The organism is Chryseobacterium tongliaonense, assembly GCF_041224435.1.
GTDB classification, from domain to species: domain Bacteria; phylum Bacteroidota; class Bacteroidia; order Flavobacteriales; family Weeksellaceae; genus Chryseobacterium; species Chryseobacterium tongliaoense.
The window spans coordinates 143,214-161,981 of record NZ_JBGFFD010000008.1; the positions used below are offsets into that span (position 1 = coordinate 143,214).

Sequence of the window (18,768 nt, forward strand, 5' to 3'; positions counted from 1 at the left end):
TTGATTTTTTTTAGGATTAAAAGCTTTCATGAAGCCAAAAACTAATATATTTGTAAAGTTAATAAAAATAGAGAAATGCGAAAATTTACTACTTCTAAAATTCTCTTTTTATTCTCTTTATTTACTGTAGGATTTGCTAATGCCCAGACTACGGACAATAAAGTAATAAAAAAAGAATCTAAGTTTGTTAAAAAATCTCCGGAAGAACTTGCTAAGTCAAATGATTTTGACAGATGTTCCACTGTGGAGTATGAAAACTATCTAAGAGCAAAGTATCCGAACAGGATGACTAATGATCAGTTTGAAGCCTGGTTAGCTCCTTTGGTGGAAAGAGTGAGAGAAAATAAATCTCAGAATGGAGGAATCGTTACAATTCCTGTAGTGGTACACGTTATTCATAGCGGACAAAATGTAGGAGTTGCACCAAATATTGTTGATGAGCAGGTAATGTCTCAGATTGCAGTAATGAACAATGATTACAGAAGAATGGCAAATACGCCGGGATTTAATACAAACCCTGTAGGGGCAGATGTTATGATTCAATTTGCTCTTGCAAAAGTAGATCCTAACGGAAATCCTACAAATGGAATTGACAGAGTAAACCTTTGCCAGGATAACTGGTCTCAGGATGCTATAGATGATTTTGTGAAACCACAAACTCAGTGGGATCCTACCAAATATATGAACATGTGGAGTGTGAACTTCGCAGATGCTTCATTGTTAGGATATGCACAGTTCCCTTCTAACTCAAACCTTCCTGGCCTTAATCCAAACATGGGTCTTGCAAGTACTGATGGGGTGGTAGCAAATTTTGCAACATTCGGAAGTAGTGATTATGATACAAATAATACGTTCATGTTATCTGCTCCTTATGATAAAGGAAGAACGATGACCCATGAGGTGGGGCACTTTTTAGGTTTAAGACATATCTGGGGTGATGCTGCCTGTGGTGATGACTATTGTGCAGATACACCTACGGCGCACGATGCCAATTATGTTTGTAATCCTTCAATCGCAAGCTGTACAAATCCTGCAGTTTTTGAAATGGTTCAAAACTACATGGATTATACGAATGATACCTGTATGAATATCTTTACCATCAATCAGAAAGACAGGATTACAGCTGTAATGAATAATTCTCCTAGAAGAAAAGAGCTTAAAACTTCTGTTGCTGACATTGCTATTCCATTATTTGCAAATGATGCTGAAGTAAAGATTGACGGTGGATGTGCAATAGGAAGCTGTGGTAATGGAGTTCTTCGTCTGTCATTATATAACAGAGGAACAAGTAACCTTACTGCTGCCACGATTTCTTATTCATTCAATGGTGGGGCTGCTCAGACTTATAACTGGACAGGTAACTTAGCTCAGGATAAATTTAGTGTGATTACTATTGCTGTTCCCGGTTCTGTAGCTTCATCTCCGGTTACTGCAACAGTTACATCTGTAAACGGAGCTGCTGATCAAAGAAGCACAAATAATACGGCAACTGGTAATTATATCAAACCTCCACAACCTCAATATTACACCAATGCAAACACTGTTGTTTTCAAATTACAGAGAGACTATTTTGGAACAGAAACTCAATGGACTCTAAAAAACAGTGCAGGACAAATTGTTAAATATGGAGGTCCTTATCCGGATGTAGTTAACCCAACTCCAACGACTCCGCTACCAGCACTAATTACTCAGACTTGGGTATTGGCTCCGGACTGCTATGTGTTTACAATTTCCGATGCGTATGGTGACGGATTAGATTACGGAGGATATGTAGATTTAACTACTAGTACAGGAACAGTAATCTATCATGCAGATACTGATATCCTTGATTATGGTACAAAATCATTTACTACTCAGGTTCTAGGAACAAACGAAGCAGTTAAAGACAACTTTGGTATTTATCCTAACCCGGTTAATGATATTTTAAATGTAACTAAAGTTTCCAACAAAGCTACTTTTGAAATTCATAATGCGGTAGGACAGATCGTGAAAAGCGGTACTATTAATAACAACCAGATCAGAGTGGCTGATTTAGTGAAAGGAGTGTATATTATTTCAATAAAAGATAATAACATTTCTGAAAGCATTAAATTCATCAAGAAATAATAAAATTATTTTAAATATTAGAAATCCTCAGGAAACCCCTGAGGATTTTTTTATTCTGAAACCATAATTTAAATTATTGTGGAATTTGTATAAAAAAAATATTTAAACCTATAATTTAGTAACAAAAAATGATTAGATTTGTACAATTAATATAATATATTGAGAAAGTTATGAAGAAAATTTTTACTTCTTTCTTTCTTCTCTGTTTGTTTGCGATAACCAGTGCACAGTGGAGTCCGACGTCATTCAGGGGGGAAAAAATCAGGGGGAGTTCTGAAATTAAGAACTATTACTCTTTAGACATTTCCTTATTAAAGTCTCAATTGGCAAAAGCTCAGGAAACAGGCAGAAATGCAAAGCCTGTTACGATCTCATTGCCAACTTTAAGTGGGAAAATTGAAAAATTTGCCGTCTACAGCTTTCCGGTTGTAGTAAAAGAACTGGCAGATCAGTATCAATTAGGATCTTATGTAGGCGTCGGGATCGATGATCCAGGCAAATTCCTGAGATTTAGTTTGGCACCTGATGATTTTCAGTCAATGATTATCAAAAATGGTAAGTCAGAATTTTTAGAACCGTTGAACAGAGAAAAGACAGTGTACGGTGTGCACCCGAAAACTGACAAAAGTGGAGAAGGGTTTTTGTGTTCTATGAATGAAAGCCTCCTGTCGAAGCAAGAGATAGCCAAGCTTTACGAGAAAGGATCTGCATTTACAAATCAAACTACTGATTTTTCTAAATCTTCTGATAAGAAGTACAGAACAATGAGATTGGTGATGTCTGTAACAGGAGAATACACCCAGTTTCACGGAGGTACTGTTGCAGGAGCTTTAACAGCTATTAATGCTACTTTAACAAGAGTAAACGGAGTTTTTGAAAAAGATTTCGCATTACACTTAAACCTTCAGAACTTTCCGAACGTAATTTATACAAATGCTGCTACAGATCCATATTCTCCGGCTGCAACCGGAGCAGGAGGTGCCTGGAACCAGGAATTGCAAAATACCCTGACTGCCAATGTAGGAAATGCCAATTATGATATCGGGCATTTATTTGGTGCTTCAGGAGGTGGAGGTAACGCAGGATGTATAGGTTGCGTTTGCGTTGATCCTACGCCTGCCGTGCCAAAAGGAAAAGGTTCAGGATATACTTCTCCTGCAGATGGAATTCCGCAGGGAGATAACTTTGATATCGATTATGTTGCTCACGAAATTGGTCACCAGTTAGGAGCTAACCATACATTCTCTCATGGCCTTGAAGGTACAGGAGTGAATATGGAGCCGGGTTCAGGTTCTACTATCATGGGATATGCCGGTATTACCGGACCCAATACAGATGTTCAGCCGCACTCGGATGATTATTTCCATATTGCAAGTATCAAGCAGGTTCAGGCTAATTTGATCAGCAAGACTTGTGATGTAGAAACAGCCACTACCAACAATCCACCGGTAATTGCTGCTCTACCTACTTATAATATTCCTAAAGGAACAGCATTCGTGTTAACAGCTTCTGCTACAGATGCAGAAAATGATCCAATGACCTATACATGGGAAGAAGTGGATAACGCGGGTGTTACTATTAATAAAAATAACTTAGGAACTACTGCAACGGGGGCTACGTTCAGATCATTTGAGCCTACTACCAGCCCTACAAGATATTTCCCTAAATTATCTTCAGTGTTGGCAGGAGTTCTTAATAACTCTAACAACGGATGGGAATCTGTTTCTATGGTTCCAAGAACGACTAAGTTTTCTGTAACAGTAAGAGATAACAACCCTGTTGCGAGTCAGCAACAAACCCAATTTGCCGAACAAACAATTATCGTAGGAAATGACGGTCCTTTCAAAGTGACTACCGCTACGGTTTATAACAACGGCCCTACGAATGTAACATGGGATGTAGTTAATACAACTGCGGCTCCTTATAATGTTGCTAACGTAAAAATTGATTATACAATAGATAATGGAGTAACGTGGACTACTTTGTCTGCTTCTACAGCCAATGACGGAAATGAGTCGTTGACTTTCGGAGCTTTAACGGTAGGTTCTACAGTTAAAATAAGAGTAAGTTCTATAGGAAACGTATTCTACGCAATTGGAAGTGCAAACGTAGCGAGCTTAGCGGCTTGTACCAGTGCACCTCCTACAGGTGTAGTGGTTTCTGGTGTTACCCAGACCCAGGCGTCTGTTGCATGGGCAGCTTCTGCCGGAGCGACTTATGTTATCCAGTATCGCCCTGTAGGATCTACAACATGGATCACTGTTACTTCAAATACCAACTCTATCCTTTTAACAGGATTAACGGATGGTATCCAATATGAAGTACAGGTAGCCAACGTATGTTCAGGTACTCAGGGTACTTTCTCTCCTTCAGTGAATTTCACTACTCCAGGATTGAACTACTGTCAGATGCAGTCAAGTAACTTTAACGATGAATATATTGCTAACGTTACAGTAACACCAAACGGAGCAGCTATAATGAATAATACTTCTACAGGAAGTACCTATACAGATTATACAACGACTCCAAGTGCTTTGGTAAACCTGGTGATAGGTTCTGCAGCGAATAACATTTCTGTTTCAAAAGGATGGTCTGGTACTACCTTTAGTGAAGCTGTAAGTGTTTGGATTGACTTTAACAGAAACGGTACGTTTGAACCGGGAGAACAGGTAATGAACTCTCCTGCAAATACGACGACTCCTGTTACAGCTACTTTCGCGGTTCCGGCTAATGCCTATAACGGGCCTTCCACTACAAGAATGAGAGTTGTATTACAATATAATACTTCTCCAACGATGTGTCAGAGTTTCACTTATGGTGAAGTAGAAGATTATGCTGTAAAATTAATCCAGCCGATACCATGTACAAGTAATGCTCCCCTTAACCTTAGTGTATCCAACCTTACTGCAACATCTGCATATGTAATGTGGGATCCTGCTATAGGAGCTACTTATATATTAGAATACAGAAAGGTGGGAGATCCTACCTGGACACAGGTTCCTTTAACAGTTAATGCTTATACCATTAACAACTTAACTGAACAGACTCAATATGAAGTTCGTGTAGCTTATGTATGTTCAGGAACTACAGGAACATTTACAGCTCCGCTTCAGTTTACTACACCGGCAGTAACGTATTGTAATGCTACTCCGGGTAACAATGATAACGGATATATTTCTAACGTTAAGATTACTCCTACCAACTCATACATCATGAGTAATACATCAGGAGCAGATACTTATACAAATTATTCAGCCGATCCTACTAAATTAGTAACACTGGTACGTGGATCTGCAAATAACGGAGTATCAGTCAGTAAATCTTGGCTTACAACAAATACATCTTCATTAGCCGTTGGGGTATGGATTGACTACAACAGAAACGGTATATTTGAAACAAACGAAAGAGTAATAAGCTCAGGTACAAGTACAACAACGCCGATCAATGCTACGTTTACAGTACCGGCTACTGCTTATAACGGACCATTAACTCTTAGAATGAGAGTAATTGTTGCAACATCTACAATTAATGACCCTTGTGCCAACCCTAATAACGGGGAGATTGAAGATTATGCTGTTAGAATCGTAGATCTGCAGCCATGTTCTACAGCAGCACCTGCGCCAATTACAGTGTCTAACGTTACTGCATCTACAGCTGTAGTTTCCTGGTTAGGTGCTACGGGAGCAACATATGCTCTGAGATATAAAGCGGTAGCAGCTGCAACTTGGACTACAGTAAACCCTGTACCTGCACCGGGTAACAGTTATACGATCCTTAACTTAAATGCTACAACTCAATATGAAGTACAGATAGCTACAATTTGTGGAGGTACTCAAGGACCTTGGTCTGCTTCTACAAACTTTACAACAACAGCAATAAGCTATTGTCCTATTGCTCCGGGAAGTGTAAATAACGGTTATATTAATAACGTTACGGTAACTCCTACAAACTCTACGCTGATGATCAACAACTCAGCAGCGAGTACATATACAGATTATTCTGCTGATCCTACCAAGCTGATTACTTTTGTTCGTGGTTCTGCCGGAAATAATATTTCTATCGGAAGAACGATCTTATCAAGTACTTATGCTACTTCGGTTTGGATAGATTATAACGGAGATGGTGTTTTTGATAATACTACGGAAAGAGTAATGAACCTTGGGTTCTCTTCTACCACTCCGGTAACTTCTACTTTCACAGTTCCTGCTACGGCTTATACCGGAACAAACGTTGTGAAAATGCGTGTTGTCGTTTATTTCAATACAATTACCGATCCATGCCAGAACCTTTCCAATAGTAATGGAGAAGTTGAAGACTATGCGGTTAAATTTGTAGATATTCAGCCATGTACTACAGCTCCGCCAAGTAATATCACTGTAACAAACATTACAGCGACTACTGCGAATGTGTCTTGGTTAGCATCTACAGGAGCTACTTACGTACTAAGATGGAGACAGGGAACTACAGGAGTCTGGACTGTTATCGATCCTGTACCTGCACCGGGTAACAGCTACACAATTTCAGGACTTACTGAGCAGACTGCTTATCAGGTTCAGGTAGCTACGAGATGTGGTGGTATTTTAGGAGGATATTCTGCTTCAGTACCATTTACGACCACTCCGATTACCTATTGTAATATGACAGGTACCGGAGATAACGACCACATTTCCAATGTAACGGTTACTTCCATTAACGCAGGTATCGCTCCGATGAGTAATACTTCGGTACAGACAAACTATATCAGTTATACAACACCTGCAACGCTTGTGAACCTGGAAATCGGTTCTAACGGAAACAAACTTTCCGTAGCAAAAGGTTGGACAGGTGCAACAAATAATGATGCAGTAAGTGCTTGGATTGACTTTAACAGAAACGGGGTATTTGAAAACAATGAGCAGATCATGGCATCTGCAGCAAGTACAACGACGCCTGTAACAGCTACATTCAATGTACCTTCCACAGCTTATAATGGCCCATTGGCTACAACGATGAGAGTAGTACTTAAACGTACGAGTTCTCCTACAATGTGTCAGATTGCCGTGAACGGAGAAGTAGAAGATTACGCAGTAAGATTAAGACCATGTGCTACAGCTACACCGGGTAACCCTACATTTAACACGATTACTCATACTTCAGCAATCGTTAACTGGACAGGTGCACCGGGCAGTCTTACTTATATATTACAGTACAGACCTCTTGGATCTACTACCTGGACTTCCGTGAATGTGTCAACACTTCAGGGTAACCCGCCTATTACGTTAACCAATTTAACGCCTGCTACTACATATGAAGTTCAGGTTGCTGCAAATTGTGGAACTACACCAGGAACATTTACTCCGATCAAGACATTCACGACAAGATGTGATCCTACACCTCCAAACGTAACAATCAGTAACGTAACTACAAACTCAGCTGTTGTTACATGGGCGCCTATCGTACCTAGTTCAACATATGTATTAAGATACAGAGTAGTAGGAACTGCAACATGGATTGATGTGCCGGTACCAACTCCTCCGGGAAATACGTACACATTGACAAACCTTGATCCTTATACTACATACGAAGTTCAGGTAGCGAATAAGTGTGTTGGTGAAACAACAATCAACCCATATTCAAACCCTAAAGTATTTACTACGGAAAGAACATGTGAATTGCCGCCTCCGGGATTAACAATAACTAACTTAACTCCGACAACCGCAGTAGTGGTTTGGGATCCGTTCCCGGGATCAACTTATATCCTGAGATATAGAAAAGTAGGTATTCCAAGCTGGACGACAGTTCCTGTAGCAACAAATACTTATACACTTACCGGATTGACGGAATTAACCAAGTATGAAATGCAGGTTGCGAATGTATGTAACGGTACGCCGGGTACTTTCACGCCGCCTTACTTCTTTACGACTCCTACTGTCATTTACTGTCAGATGGATTCAAATAGCTCAACAGGAGAATACATTTCTAATGTTACTGTAAAACCAACGGATAAGCCGCAGATGACTAATGATTCAGATGCTTCTACGTATTCGGACTTTACAGGTGTTCCTGAGAAATTTATAGAGCTTGTTCAGGGTTCTACGGGTAACCAGATTTCTATTACCAAATCTTGGCAGGGAACTACTTATAATGAAGGAGTTGCTGTATGGATCGACTTCAACAGAAACGGATATTTCGATATTAATGAAAGAATCGTTGCTGCTGCTCCAAATCAGACCGCTACCATCACTGGAACATTCAGTGTGCCGGCAGATGCATTTATCAGCTTGACAGACTACAAATATGTAGTAATGAGAGTTGCAATGCAGAGAGATGGTATCCCGGTAAACTGTACAAGTTTTGATAACGGAGAAGTTGAAGATTATACGGTAAGAATTTCTAAGAAATTAATACCTAATCCGATTAACCAAACTGAAATCCTGATTTACCCTAACCCGGTAAGCTCAGTATTGTATGTGAAGAATATCAGCAAAAAAGCGAATTATAAACTTTACAATGCAGCAGGTCAGCTTGTTTCTCACGGAATTATCTTAAACAATAAGATCGACGTAAGCAGATTGATAAACGGAGTATATGTAATCGACATCGAAGATGGTGACGTTACCGCTCAAAAGAAATTTATCAAAGAATAATTAAATAGAATAAGCTCTCAGAAATGAGAGCTTATTTTTTTATTACTGGCCATAAAAAAACCGTTAGAAATTTTCTAACGGTTTTTATTTATTCTATTTCGAAGATAATCCGTTCCGTTTGCTCCTTTAAATCCTCTAAATTCGTGTTATTGTATATGATACAGTCTGCAAGTTTGATCTTGTCTTTTTCAGGCATCTGCCGCTCCATAATGGCCTCCACTTCACGGTAGGTTTTTCCGTCTCTGTCCATTACCCTTTTAGTCCTTATATTATCCTGTGCTGTCACCAATACAGATTTATAACATTGCTTATTAAGCTTCAGTTCAAATAATAAGGCAGTCTCTTTAAAAACTAAGTACTTAGACTGTTTTTTTACCCATTCCTCAAAATCGATTCTTACAGCAGGATGAATAATAGCATTTAATTTCTGCAACAAATCATTATCATTAAACACTTTTTCAGCAACAAATTTACGGTCATACAAACCATTGCTGTCATAAGATTCCTCACCTAAAAGCTCTTTGATTCTGATCTTTAAAGTCTCATTATCATTGACGATATCTTTTGCCCTCTCATCGGAATAATAAACGGGAAATCCGAATTCCTCAATAAAATGGGCAACCGTAGTTTTTCCCGAGCCGATTCCGCCCGTTAATCCAATAACCTTGGGTGCTGGTTCCGGTTCTGTTTTCTTAGTTTCTGAATGTAATTCTTCCATAGTTGTTAATATCCGAAAACATCATTAAAACTATAAGTCTCATCGAGTCTTATCCCTTTTTCAGTCATTTTTAAACTTGCCAGTTCATGATGGGCATCATGCTCGAAGAACAATAAATATTCATTATCGATACACTGCTTAAGGAATTTTCCTTTTTCTTCCATTGTCAACAGAGGCCTTGTATCATATCCCATCACATATACCGGATTGATATGCCCTGAAGTAGGAATAAGGTCTGCTGCAAAAACAATAGTCTTTTCCTGATACTGAATTACGGGAAGCATTTGTTTCTCCGTATGTCCGTCTACAAAAATCACATCCATTTTAAGATCCGGTGCAAAACCGTAATTTCCGGTTGTCGGAAGCGGCAAAAAATTCAGTTGGCCACTTTCCTGCATCGGGATGATATTTTCTTTTAAAAAGCTGGCCTTCTCTCTTGCATTAGGTTCAGTAGCCCATTGCCAGTGATTTTCATTAGTCCAGAACTGGGCATTTTTAAAAGCCGGTCTGTATCCCGTTTTATCATCATTCCATTCAATAGCACCACCGCAGTGATCAAAATGAAGGTGAGTCAGGAAAACATCCGTAATATCTTCCTTTACAAAACCGTATTTCTTCAGGTTTTTATCTAAATTATCATCTCCCCAAAGAGAATAATGCCCGAAAAATTTGTCGTCCTGTTTATTTCCAAGGCCACAGTCTACCAGGATCAGTTTTTTACCGTCTTCGATAAGTAATGAGCGGGTTCCCAGTTCAATTAAGTTTCTTTCGTCTGCAGGGTTGGTTTTTTCCCACAGACTCTTTGGGACGACTCCGAACATGGCACCGCCATCCAGTTTAAATTTTCCACATTGTATTGGATATAGTTTCATATAATATGATGTTTATAATGTTTTTATTTCTTTAATAATTTCATTTTTTCAGCAATCTTTTTACCGTTGTGATCAGTTTCTTCAAGCTGAGAAATGATGTTCAGGTAATCTGCTTCTTTTCTGTTCTGTGACAGTTTTTGTTTAATAAATATTTCTGTAGGAATAACTTTTATCCCAAAAGCGCCCTTCATTTCCTTTTCCACAAATTCTTTCCCCATGTCTTTAACCATGACCGGGCATTTCTGGAATTTCTCGTATTTGTAAGTCAGCTTTTCCAAATGGCTGTAAAGTTCCTCCGGGGTCATCAGCTCAATCTTTCCGGAAATCTGTACCGCCTCATAATTCCAGGTAGATACATTCATATGATCATACCAGCTGCTTGAAATATAAGCATGAGCTCCTAAAAAATCACAAAGAACATCATCGCCGTTTTTCAGGGTCTTTGCCTGCGGATTGGCCCGGGAAATATGGGTTTCCAGGTAGATTTGTTCAGGATTATCTTCATTAAGCATCATCATTGAGTGCGTTGCTCTTATCTTGTCTGCCGAAGATATTAATAATGCAAAAGCATTTTCGTTAATGATTTCTTTCATTAAAGTATAATCTTCGCTTCTGTATAATTTAGGTATAAACATAAATTTCTGTTAAACTCTGAACCTTAAACCTTAAACTTTGAGCCTTGAACCTTGAACTAAAAAAGCTCTCCGGGATTTTTAGGAAGAGTAATATTTAAATGTCTGTATGCTTTTTCCGTCACTTCCCGGCCTCTTGGAGTACGAATGATAAAACCTTCCTGAATAAGAAAAGGCTCATAAACTTCTTCCAGGGTTTCCGGATTTTCTCCGATCGATGTAGCCAGCGCTGAAATTCCGACAGGTTTTCCCCTGAAATTTTCAATCATGACGCGCATAATTTTATTATCCATTTCATCCAGACCGAATTCATCTACATTCAAAGAATTCAGGGCATATTTTGTAATATTGATTTCAATTTCACCATTACCTTTTATCTCGGCAAAATCACGTACCCTTCTTAATAAAGCATTCGCAATTCTGGGAGTTCCACGGCTTCTCCTTGCAATTTCTATTGCTGCATCTTCATAGATTTTCACTCCTAAAACCCTTGAGCTCCTGATGATAATCATTGATAAAAGCTCAATCGTATAATATTCCAGCCTGCTTTGAATTCCAAATCTTGCCAGCATGGGCTTGGTCAGCATTCCGCTTCTCGTCGTTGCACCCACTAAAGTAAACGGATTCAGCCCGATCTGAACACTTCTTGCATTAGGCCCGGTCTCCAGCATGATGTCAATCTTATAATCTTCCATGGCGGAATATAAATACTCCTCTACAACAGGGGAAAGACGATGGATTTCATCGATAAAAAGAACATCATTCTCCTCAAGATTAGTCAGCAAACCCGCCAGGCTTCCCGGTTTATCTAAAACAGGGCCGGAGGTTATCTTACAATTGACCCCAAGCTCATTGGCGATAATATTGGCCAATGTGGTTTTACCCAGACCCGGTGGACCATGCAATAATACATGATCAAGGGCACCGCCGCGCTTTTTTGCTGCAGTAACAAAAACTTCAAGATTTTCCAGTGTTTTCCTTTGCCCGGCAAAATCTTTAAAACTCTGGGGACGAATCTGTTCTTCCTGTAAGAGTTCTTCACGGGAATAGTTTTCCTTATCTGGATGTAAAAAATCTGGCATTAATTCATTTCATTTACCTCAAAGATAGGAAATTTAGGCCAAGGTTTGACCTTAGGTCGAGGAAAAGTAAGACTGAAGTTCAAGGTGTGATTAAAAAAACTAAGATCGGAAAAAGGTTGAGATAAACAGATATTTTAAGTATTTTTGAGTGGAAAATAAGATTGAATTATTAAGGAATGATTTTGTGATTTAAACTTTGCATAACAATTAATCTAAACCTTAGCCTCAAACTCAAACTAATGAAATTAATTGGACCGTTTAAACAGGTGGTAACGCTTGCTAATCTCCCGCTAAGAGGGAAATTATCCGATGATCAGCTTGAAATTACAGCAGATGGCGGGATTATCGTTGAAAATAATAAAATTCAGAAAGTCGGGGACTTTGAAACCCTGAAAGCTGAAAATCAAAATATTGAGATTGAAACCATTGAAGGTGAGCAAATCGTTCTGCCTGCTTTTGTAGATTCTCACACCCATATTTGTTTCGGAGGAAACCGGGCCAATGATTTTGCCATGAGAAATGCCGGGAAAACCTATCTGGAAATTGCAGAAAACGGCGGCGGAATCTGGAGCTCTGTACAGCATACCAGAAATGCTTCCGAAGAAGAATTACTGGCAACTTTACTGGAAAGAATAAATACGCTGCTTCATTTGGGAATTACTACCATTGAAATAAAAAGCGGTTATGGGCTTGATGTGGAAAATGAGTTGAAAATGCTTAGAATTATTAAAAAAGCACAGGAACAGACTCAGGCTACTTTAGTTCCCACCTGTCTCTCCGCTCACCTGAAACCCAGAGATTTTGAAGGTGACAACCGGGAATATTTAAATTATATCATTTCCGAAATTTTACCCAAAGTAAAAGAAGAAAGTTTAGCGAAGCGGGTAGATATTTTTATTGAAAAATCTGCTTTCCAACCGGAAGAAAGTAAAGAATTTCTTCTTAAAACGAAAGACTTAGGTTTTGAGATTACGGTTCATGCCGATCAGTTTACACCCGGAAGCTCTAGAATAGCAGTGGAAGTAGGTGCAAAATCAGCAGACCATCTGGAAGCAACCATTGATGAAGATATTGAATTTTTAGCGAAATCAGATACTGTGGCAACTGCACTTCCGGGAGCCAGTTTAGGATTGGGAGAAAAATTTACGCCGGCCAGAAAACTACTTGATGCAGGAGCTATTGTTGCCATTGCCAGCGATTGGAATCCGGGATCAGCACCGATGGGGAATTTAATTACCCAGGCTTCTATTTTGGCGACCTATGAAAAATTAACCACAGCAGAAGTTTTAACAGGGATGACTTTCCGGTCTGCTTTTGCTCTTAATTTGGAAGACAGAGGAAGATTGGAAAACGGTCTAAAAGCAGACTTTGTAACCTTTAAAACCAATAATTTCCAGAATGTTTTGTATAAACAGGGCAGTCTGAAGGCAGAGCATATCTATATAAACGGAAATAAAATTTAAATTATTATCGTGACTGAAATTCTTAAAGTCACTGATTGATCAGTCGAAAAATCAAAATTCAGATGACAGGGGCTCTCGAAGTCACACCATCTTAAATTATCAAAATAATGAGCAATATCTGGCAGGGAAGATTAGATGGCGAAGAACCTCTTTTCCATAGAATATTTCAGAGAGTAAAAGAAGAAAATAACTACGATGCTATTTCAACGAACGATTTCGTTTTACACGGTTTTGCCGTGGATGAAGGAGTAAGGAGAAATAAAGGGAGACTGGGAGCAAAAGATGCTCCGGACGTAATCAGGAAAAACATGTCAAATTTCCCTGTTATCCTTCCGGATTTTTCATTACTTGATTTTGGAAATATTACATGTGGCGACGGAAATTTAGAGCATACCCAGAACACACTTGCCAAAAATGTATCGAAAGTACTTTTAAAAGGCGGAAAATCATTGGTTTTAGGAGGCGGGCATGAAGTAACCTACGCGCATTACTTAGGCGTTAAAACAGCTTTTCCCGAACAGAAAATCGGGATTATTAATATTGATGCCCATTTTGATAACAGGCAGCCTGAACATGAGATTGGACCAAGCTCAGGTACAGGATTCTGGCAGATTGCCCAGGAAGGAGAGATTAATTCTTTACACATCGGGATTCAGAGGAATTCCAATACCTTAAAATTGTTTGATACTGCCCATCAGTTTGGAATGAAATATATCCTGGCCGATGAATTGTTTTTTGAAAATCTTCCGTCAATCTATCAACGGGTAGATGATTTGTTGGAAAGTGTAGACTTCGTTTACCTTACGATCTGCATGGATGTTTTCAACGCGTCGATAGCTCCCGGAGTTTCAGCTTCAGCCTACAACGGAATATTTGCAGATGCTGCTTTCATGCATCTTTACAGACATATATTGAAAAATAACAAGCTTATTGCATTAGATGTTGCCGAAGTTAATCCGGTTTATGATATTCAGGACAGAACGTCCCGGCTGGCAGCATGTCTTGTCAATGAATGGTTTATGGTTTAAACGGTAAAAAATATATTCTTTCGATAGAGAAAATCATTATTTTATTTAATCTTAAGGAACAAAATTTGCTACTTTCATCATGCTTTTTCAAAAGGAGCATTATAAATTCAATCTTTGAATTTAAAATAAAAATTATATTATGGAACAGTTAATTGAAAATAAACTCATTAAAGCAGATCAGACTTTTTCGGAATGGAAAAAAACACCATTTGAAGAAAGGCAGAAACTGATGGCAAAAATGGCTGAAATTTTAAAAAATAATTCGGAAAAGTTTGGTGAAATTATTACCGGAGAAATGAATAAGCCCATTTCACAGTCGATTGCTGAAATTGAAAAATGTGCTTTAATGATGAATTATTATGCAGATGCAGACAATATTTTAAAACCTGAAAAAGTAGATTCCGAGTACAGCTATTCCGAAATACATTATATTCCCAAAGGAGTTATTCTTGGTGTAATGCCCTGGAATTTTCCTTTCTGGCAGGTATTGAGATTTGCTATACCTGCAATTCTGGCCGGAAATACGGTGGTTTTAAAACATGCATCTATATGCTTTGGAAGTGGAAATGCAATTGAAAGAATATTTACAGAAGCCGGTTTTCCTGAGGGAGTTTTTCAGAATCTGGAAGTTGGTCATAAAGAAGTGAAGGAGATTCTTGAGCATGATGCCGTAAAAGGAGTGAGCCTTACAGGAAGCGGAAGAGCAGGTGGTGAGGTGGCTTCAATTGCCGGATTAAATGTTAAAAAGTCTTTGCTGGAGCTGGGCGGAAGTGATGCCTTTATTATTCTGGATGATGCTGATCTGAACGAAGCTGCAAAAGTAGGTGCTCAGGCAAGGCTGCAGAATTGCGGACAAACCTGTGTTGCTGCAAAAAGATTTATTATTGACGAAAAAATTGAAGAAGAGTTTCTTCCGAAATTTATTGAAGAATATAAAAAGTTTATTCCGGGAGATCCCATGAATAAAGAAACGAAACTGGCAGGGATGGCAAGGCCGGATCTGGCGGATGATTTGGAAAACCAGTTTAAAAAAGCTCTTGAGAACGGGGCTGAAATTATTATTCCATTGGAGAGAATCTCGGCGAATGAGTTTAAGCCGGGGCTTATAAGAGTGCAGGAAGGAAACCCTATCCTTCAGGAAGAACTTTTCGGTCCTCTGGGAATGGTAATGGTCGCAAAAAATGACGCAGAAGCTTTACAGATGGCTAATGATATTCCTTTCGGACTTTCCAATTCTGTATGGACCGTCAATAAAGACCGTCAGATGTTTTTCATAGAAGGTCTTGAATCCGGAACAGTCAATATCAACAGAATGACAAGCTCTGATCCGCGTTTTCCTTTCGGTGGAACCAAGGCTTCAGGATATGGAACCGAACTTTCCCTAATCGCTTTAAAAGAGTTTGTAACGCCAAAGACGATTGTAGGAAACTGATTTTGTAAAATGTATTAATGTATTAATGTATTAATGTATTAATGATTTTTCTATTATATATTTATTGAAAAAGCTCCCGGAAATTCCGGGAGCTTTTTATTTTATTTTAAGAAAGCATATTTGCTTTTCTGCAATTTTGCCTTTTTGCTTCGATTAAACCGTAGTTAATCTTAACGTATTTGTTTTTCCACCTTCATAAGACGGAGTCGCATTGATATTGATTACAAAATCCCCGGTTTCAATATATCCGTGGTTATGAGTAAGCATATTTACCTGGATAATGGTTTCATCGGTAGATTTTTTCATATCATAATAATAAGCGTGAACTCCCCAAAGAAGGTTCAGCATTGTGATCACTCGCTTATTGCCACTATATACGATAATATGCGAATTAGGTCTGTGTGCGGCAAGCTGGAAAGCAGTATATCCGGAATGCGTTAAAGTAACAATAGCAGAAACGTTTGTTGTTTTCGCAATTCTTACGGCAGCCAGACAAACCCTGTTTGTAATAAACCTTTCATCGATACAGTTGTAATCTTTTTCGATAGGTTCGTTTTTATGCTGGTAGAAATGAGTTTTCTCAATATTCTGTACAATTTTGGCCATGTTTTCAACCACCTGTACCGGATATCTTCCCACAGAAGTTTCCCCTGAAAGCATTACAGCATCAGCACCGTCCAATACTGAGTTGGCAACATCATTCACTTCCGCTCTTGTCGGAGTTAAGCTGTTGATCATAGTTTCCATCATCTGGGTAGCAATGATTACCGGCTTGGAATAGAATCTTGCCTTTTCAACAAGGTTTTTCTGGATAGCGGGAACTTCTTCCATCGGAACTTCAACACCAAGGTCACCACGGGCAACCATTAATCCGTCGCACTCCAATAAAATTTCGTCGATATTTTTTACACCTTCAGGCTTTTCAATTTTCGCAATAATCGGAGTTTTGAATTTACCGTTCGGGTGCTTGTTGATAAGCTCTTTCAGATCGATAATATCCTGTGCGTGACGTACAAAAGATAATGCAACCCAGTCAACCTCCATATCAAGCATGAAATTAGCATCCTGAATATCTTTTTCAGTCAGGGCGGGAAGAGAAACATTTGTATTAGGTAAATTAACTCCTTTTTTAGAACTTAATGGTCCCCCTTGAATTGTTTTAGCCTTTACAGTATCTATCTCATTGGTTTCAGTTACTTCCAAAACCAGTTTCCCATCATCAATAAGGATTCTTTCACCTACTTTTACATCCTGGGGAAACTGCTGGTAAGTCATAAAAACTTTTGTAGAATCTCCTTCGATTTTTTCGTTGGTAAAAGTAAGAATATCACCCGGGTTAAGATAAGAACCTTCCTTTACAACACCTACTCTTAGCTTAGGACCTTGTAAATCTCCCAAAATCCCCACAGAATAACCATATTCTTTATTAAGCTCTCGGATAATATTAATATTGGAACGAACTAATTCGTAATCTGCATGTGAAAAATTTATTCTGAAAATATCAACACCTGCTTTCATAAGTCCTAACATTACTTCTTTTGATGACGAAGCCGGCCCAAGTGTTGCGATAATTTTTGTTTTCTTTAAATACTTATTCATAATACTGGATAATTTGATAAAGTTCCTCTTCAGAACTTAATGTATAATCTTGAATTGGAAACACAAGATTTTCAGGGAGCAAAATTACGGAAAAATCAGGAAACTGTTCCGAACTATGCAGAATATATTCTACATCTACCTGATTATTTAATAAAAATTTAATGTTTTCTTCTTCTGTGAAGAGTTCTGTTTGTACTTTTTTTTGCTTACTTTCCGAACATTTGTTGGAAATGAACGTAAAACAGGTTTTTGTAAACTTGTGATAAGCTTCAAATCTTGGAAAAAAATAATCATAATAAAACCCGTGGAAGATCAGATCTTTTATTCTTGAAAACTTAAGATCATTATTTTGATTTATTTTGTAGAAAAACTCATAATCAGGTATACGTTTTGCTAATCTCACCAATCCTATGGCAATATCTTCAAATTCTATATCATCTAAATCATAAAGCCTTTGAATTTCCAAGTATGTTTTCTTTTTTATTTAAAATATAAAATGCCCTCTGTGCCGATTTTTCTTCTGCTTTTTTCTTGGAGGTTTCCGTAGCATTTGCAATCTTTTCTTCTCCTAGCCAGACATGGCACCGGAATACGATAGATTTGTTTGCCTGTACTTCCTCACAGGTTTCATACTTTATATTGACCTTCTTTTTCTGGCTCCATTCCAGCAAAAGGCCTTTGTAGCTTACAATTTTATTTTCAAGCTTGTTGATCTCGGTTGGCGTTAAAAGTCTTTCCAGAATGATTCTTCTGCACATATCATAATGGAAGTCTAAATATACCGCACCGATTAAGGCCTCGAATAAATTTCCGGAGATATTTTCTCCTAATGCTACGGAGCTCTGCTTTTGTAAAAGATCCGTGAGTCTTAAGTCTTCTCCTAATTTATTGAGATTTTTCCTATTAACAATCTTAGATTTCATCTGCGTCAAATATCCTTCATTAGCCTGAGGATAAGTCTGGAACAAATGACACGAAATAATTGTACCCAAAACAGAATCTCCCAAAAATTCAAGCCTTTCGTAATTGCTGTCTTGATTTTTAGAAGAATTTTTTAGTGAAAAAGCTTCCCGGTAAAGAGCAACGTTTTGCACCTCGGCACCTAACATCTTGCTGACTTCAGTACTGAGGAAATAATCTCTCTCCGTTAATTTTCTTTTTCTTTTTTTGAGAAGGAATTTAGAAAAGTATTTCTGTAACTCCATTCAGT

At 38.4% G+C, this 18,768-nt stretch carries 12 protein-coding genes; 5 read left to right on the forward strand and 7 right to left on the reverse strand.

The features are described from left to right. Positions 1-75 precede the first annotated feature (75 nt). Together AB8P06_RS16445 and AB8P06_RS16450 are read left to right on the forward strand one after the other, a co-directional pair. Positions 76-2,106 (forward strand): M43 family zinc metalloprotease, encoded by a 2,031-nt coding sequence (locus tag AB8P06_RS16445; protein WP_369843343.1) that lies wholly within the window; start codon positions 76-78, stop codon positions 2,104-2,106. 170 nt (positions 2,107-2,276) lie between these two features. After that, complete coding sequence (locus AB8P06_RS16450) at positions 2,277-8,732, forward strand: GEVED domain-containing protein (RefSeq protein WP_369843344.1); 6,456 nt, start codon at positions 2,277-2,279, stop codon at positions 8,730-8,732. Between the two features lie 88 nt (positions 8,733-8,820). Here AB8P06_RS16450 and coaE read toward each other — a convergent pair whose 3' ends face one another. Genes coaE through ruvB form a run of 4 tightly spaced genes read right to left on the reverse strand, consistent with a single transcriptional unit; the run spans position 8,821 to position 12,036 of the window. Next, positions 8,821-9,450 carry a dephospho-CoA kinase gene (coaE, locus tag AB8P06_RS16455; RefSeq protein ID WP_369843345.1) on the reverse strand — a complete coding sequence of 210 codons (630 nt, stop codon included), beginning with the start codon at positions 9,448-9,450 and terminating at the stop codon, positions 8,821-8,823. Between the two features lie 5 nt (positions 9,451-9,455). Next, positions 9,456-10,322, reverse strand: coding sequence for an MBL fold metallo-hydrolase (locus AB8P06_RS16460; protein ID WP_369843346.1), 867 nt, complete (start codon positions 10,320-10,322; stop codon positions 9,456-9,458). A gap of 23 nt (positions 10,323-10,345) precedes the next feature. Further along, positions 10,346-10,957, reverse strand: coding sequence for an FMN-binding negative transcriptional regulator (locus tag AB8P06_RS16465; protein WP_369843347.1), 612 nt, complete (start codon positions 10,955-10,957; stop codon positions 10,346-10,348). A 56-nt stretch (positions 10,958-11,013) separates the two neighbouring features. Further along, positions 11,014-12,036, reverse strand: coding sequence for a Holliday junction branch migration DNA helicase RuvB (gene ruvB / locus AB8P06_RS16470; RefSeq protein WP_369843348.1), 1,023 nt, complete (start codon positions 12,034-12,036; stop codon positions 11,014-11,016). A gap of 239 nt (positions 12,037-12,275) precedes the next feature. Between ruvB and hutI the strand changes: the two genes are divergently transcribed. The 3 genes from hutI (at position 12,276) to AB8P06_RS16485 (ending at position 15,959) form a co-directional block, all read left to right on the forward strand. Beyond that, positions 12,276-13,499, forward strand: coding sequence for an imidazolonepropionase (hutI, locus tag AB8P06_RS16475; protein ID WP_369843349.1), 1,224 nt, complete (start codon positions 12,276-12,278; stop codon positions 13,497-13,499). A 107-nt stretch (positions 13,500-13,606) separates the two neighbouring features. Further along, on the forward strand, positions 13,607-14,527 hold the full coding sequence (gene hutG, locus AB8P06_RS16480) for a formimidoylglutamase (protein WP_369843350.1): 921 nt from the start codon (positions 13,607-13,609) through the stop codon (positions 14,525-14,527). A gap of 139 nt (positions 14,528-14,666) precedes the next feature. Then, a complete protein-coding gene (locus AB8P06_RS16485) occupies positions 14,667-15,959 on the forward strand; it encodes an aldehyde dehydrogenase family protein (protein ID WP_369843351.1) in 1,293 nt (430 codons plus the stop codon). A gap of 153 nt (positions 15,960-16,112) precedes the next feature. Here the strand turns inward: AB8P06_RS16485 and pyk are convergent, their stop codons facing one another. The 3 genes from pyk to rnc are packed head-to-tail and all read right to left on the reverse strand — an operon-like array spanning position 16,113 to position 18,763. Beyond that, positions 16,113-17,558: a pyruvate kinase gene (gene pyk / locus AB8P06_RS16490; RefSeq protein ID WP_369843352.1), complete on the reverse strand. Its 1,446-nt coding sequence runs from the start codon at positions 17,556-17,558 to the stop codon at positions 16,113-16,115. Then, positions 17,551-18,024, reverse strand: a complete 474-nt coding sequence (locus tag AB8P06_RS16495) for an IPExxxVDY family protein (RefSeq protein WP_369843353.1) — start codon at positions 18,022-18,024, stop codon at positions 17,551-17,553. The genes pyk and AB8P06_RS16495 overlap by 8 nt, the downstream gene beginning before the upstream one ends. Then, entirely contained in the window at positions 18,002-18,763 is a 762-nt protein-coding gene (gene rnc / locus AB8P06_RS16500) for a ribonuclease III (RefSeq protein WP_369843354.1), read from the reverse strand. The genes AB8P06_RS16495 and rnc overlap by 23 nt, the downstream gene beginning before the upstream one ends. Positions 18,764-18,768: the final 5 nt, after the last annotated feature.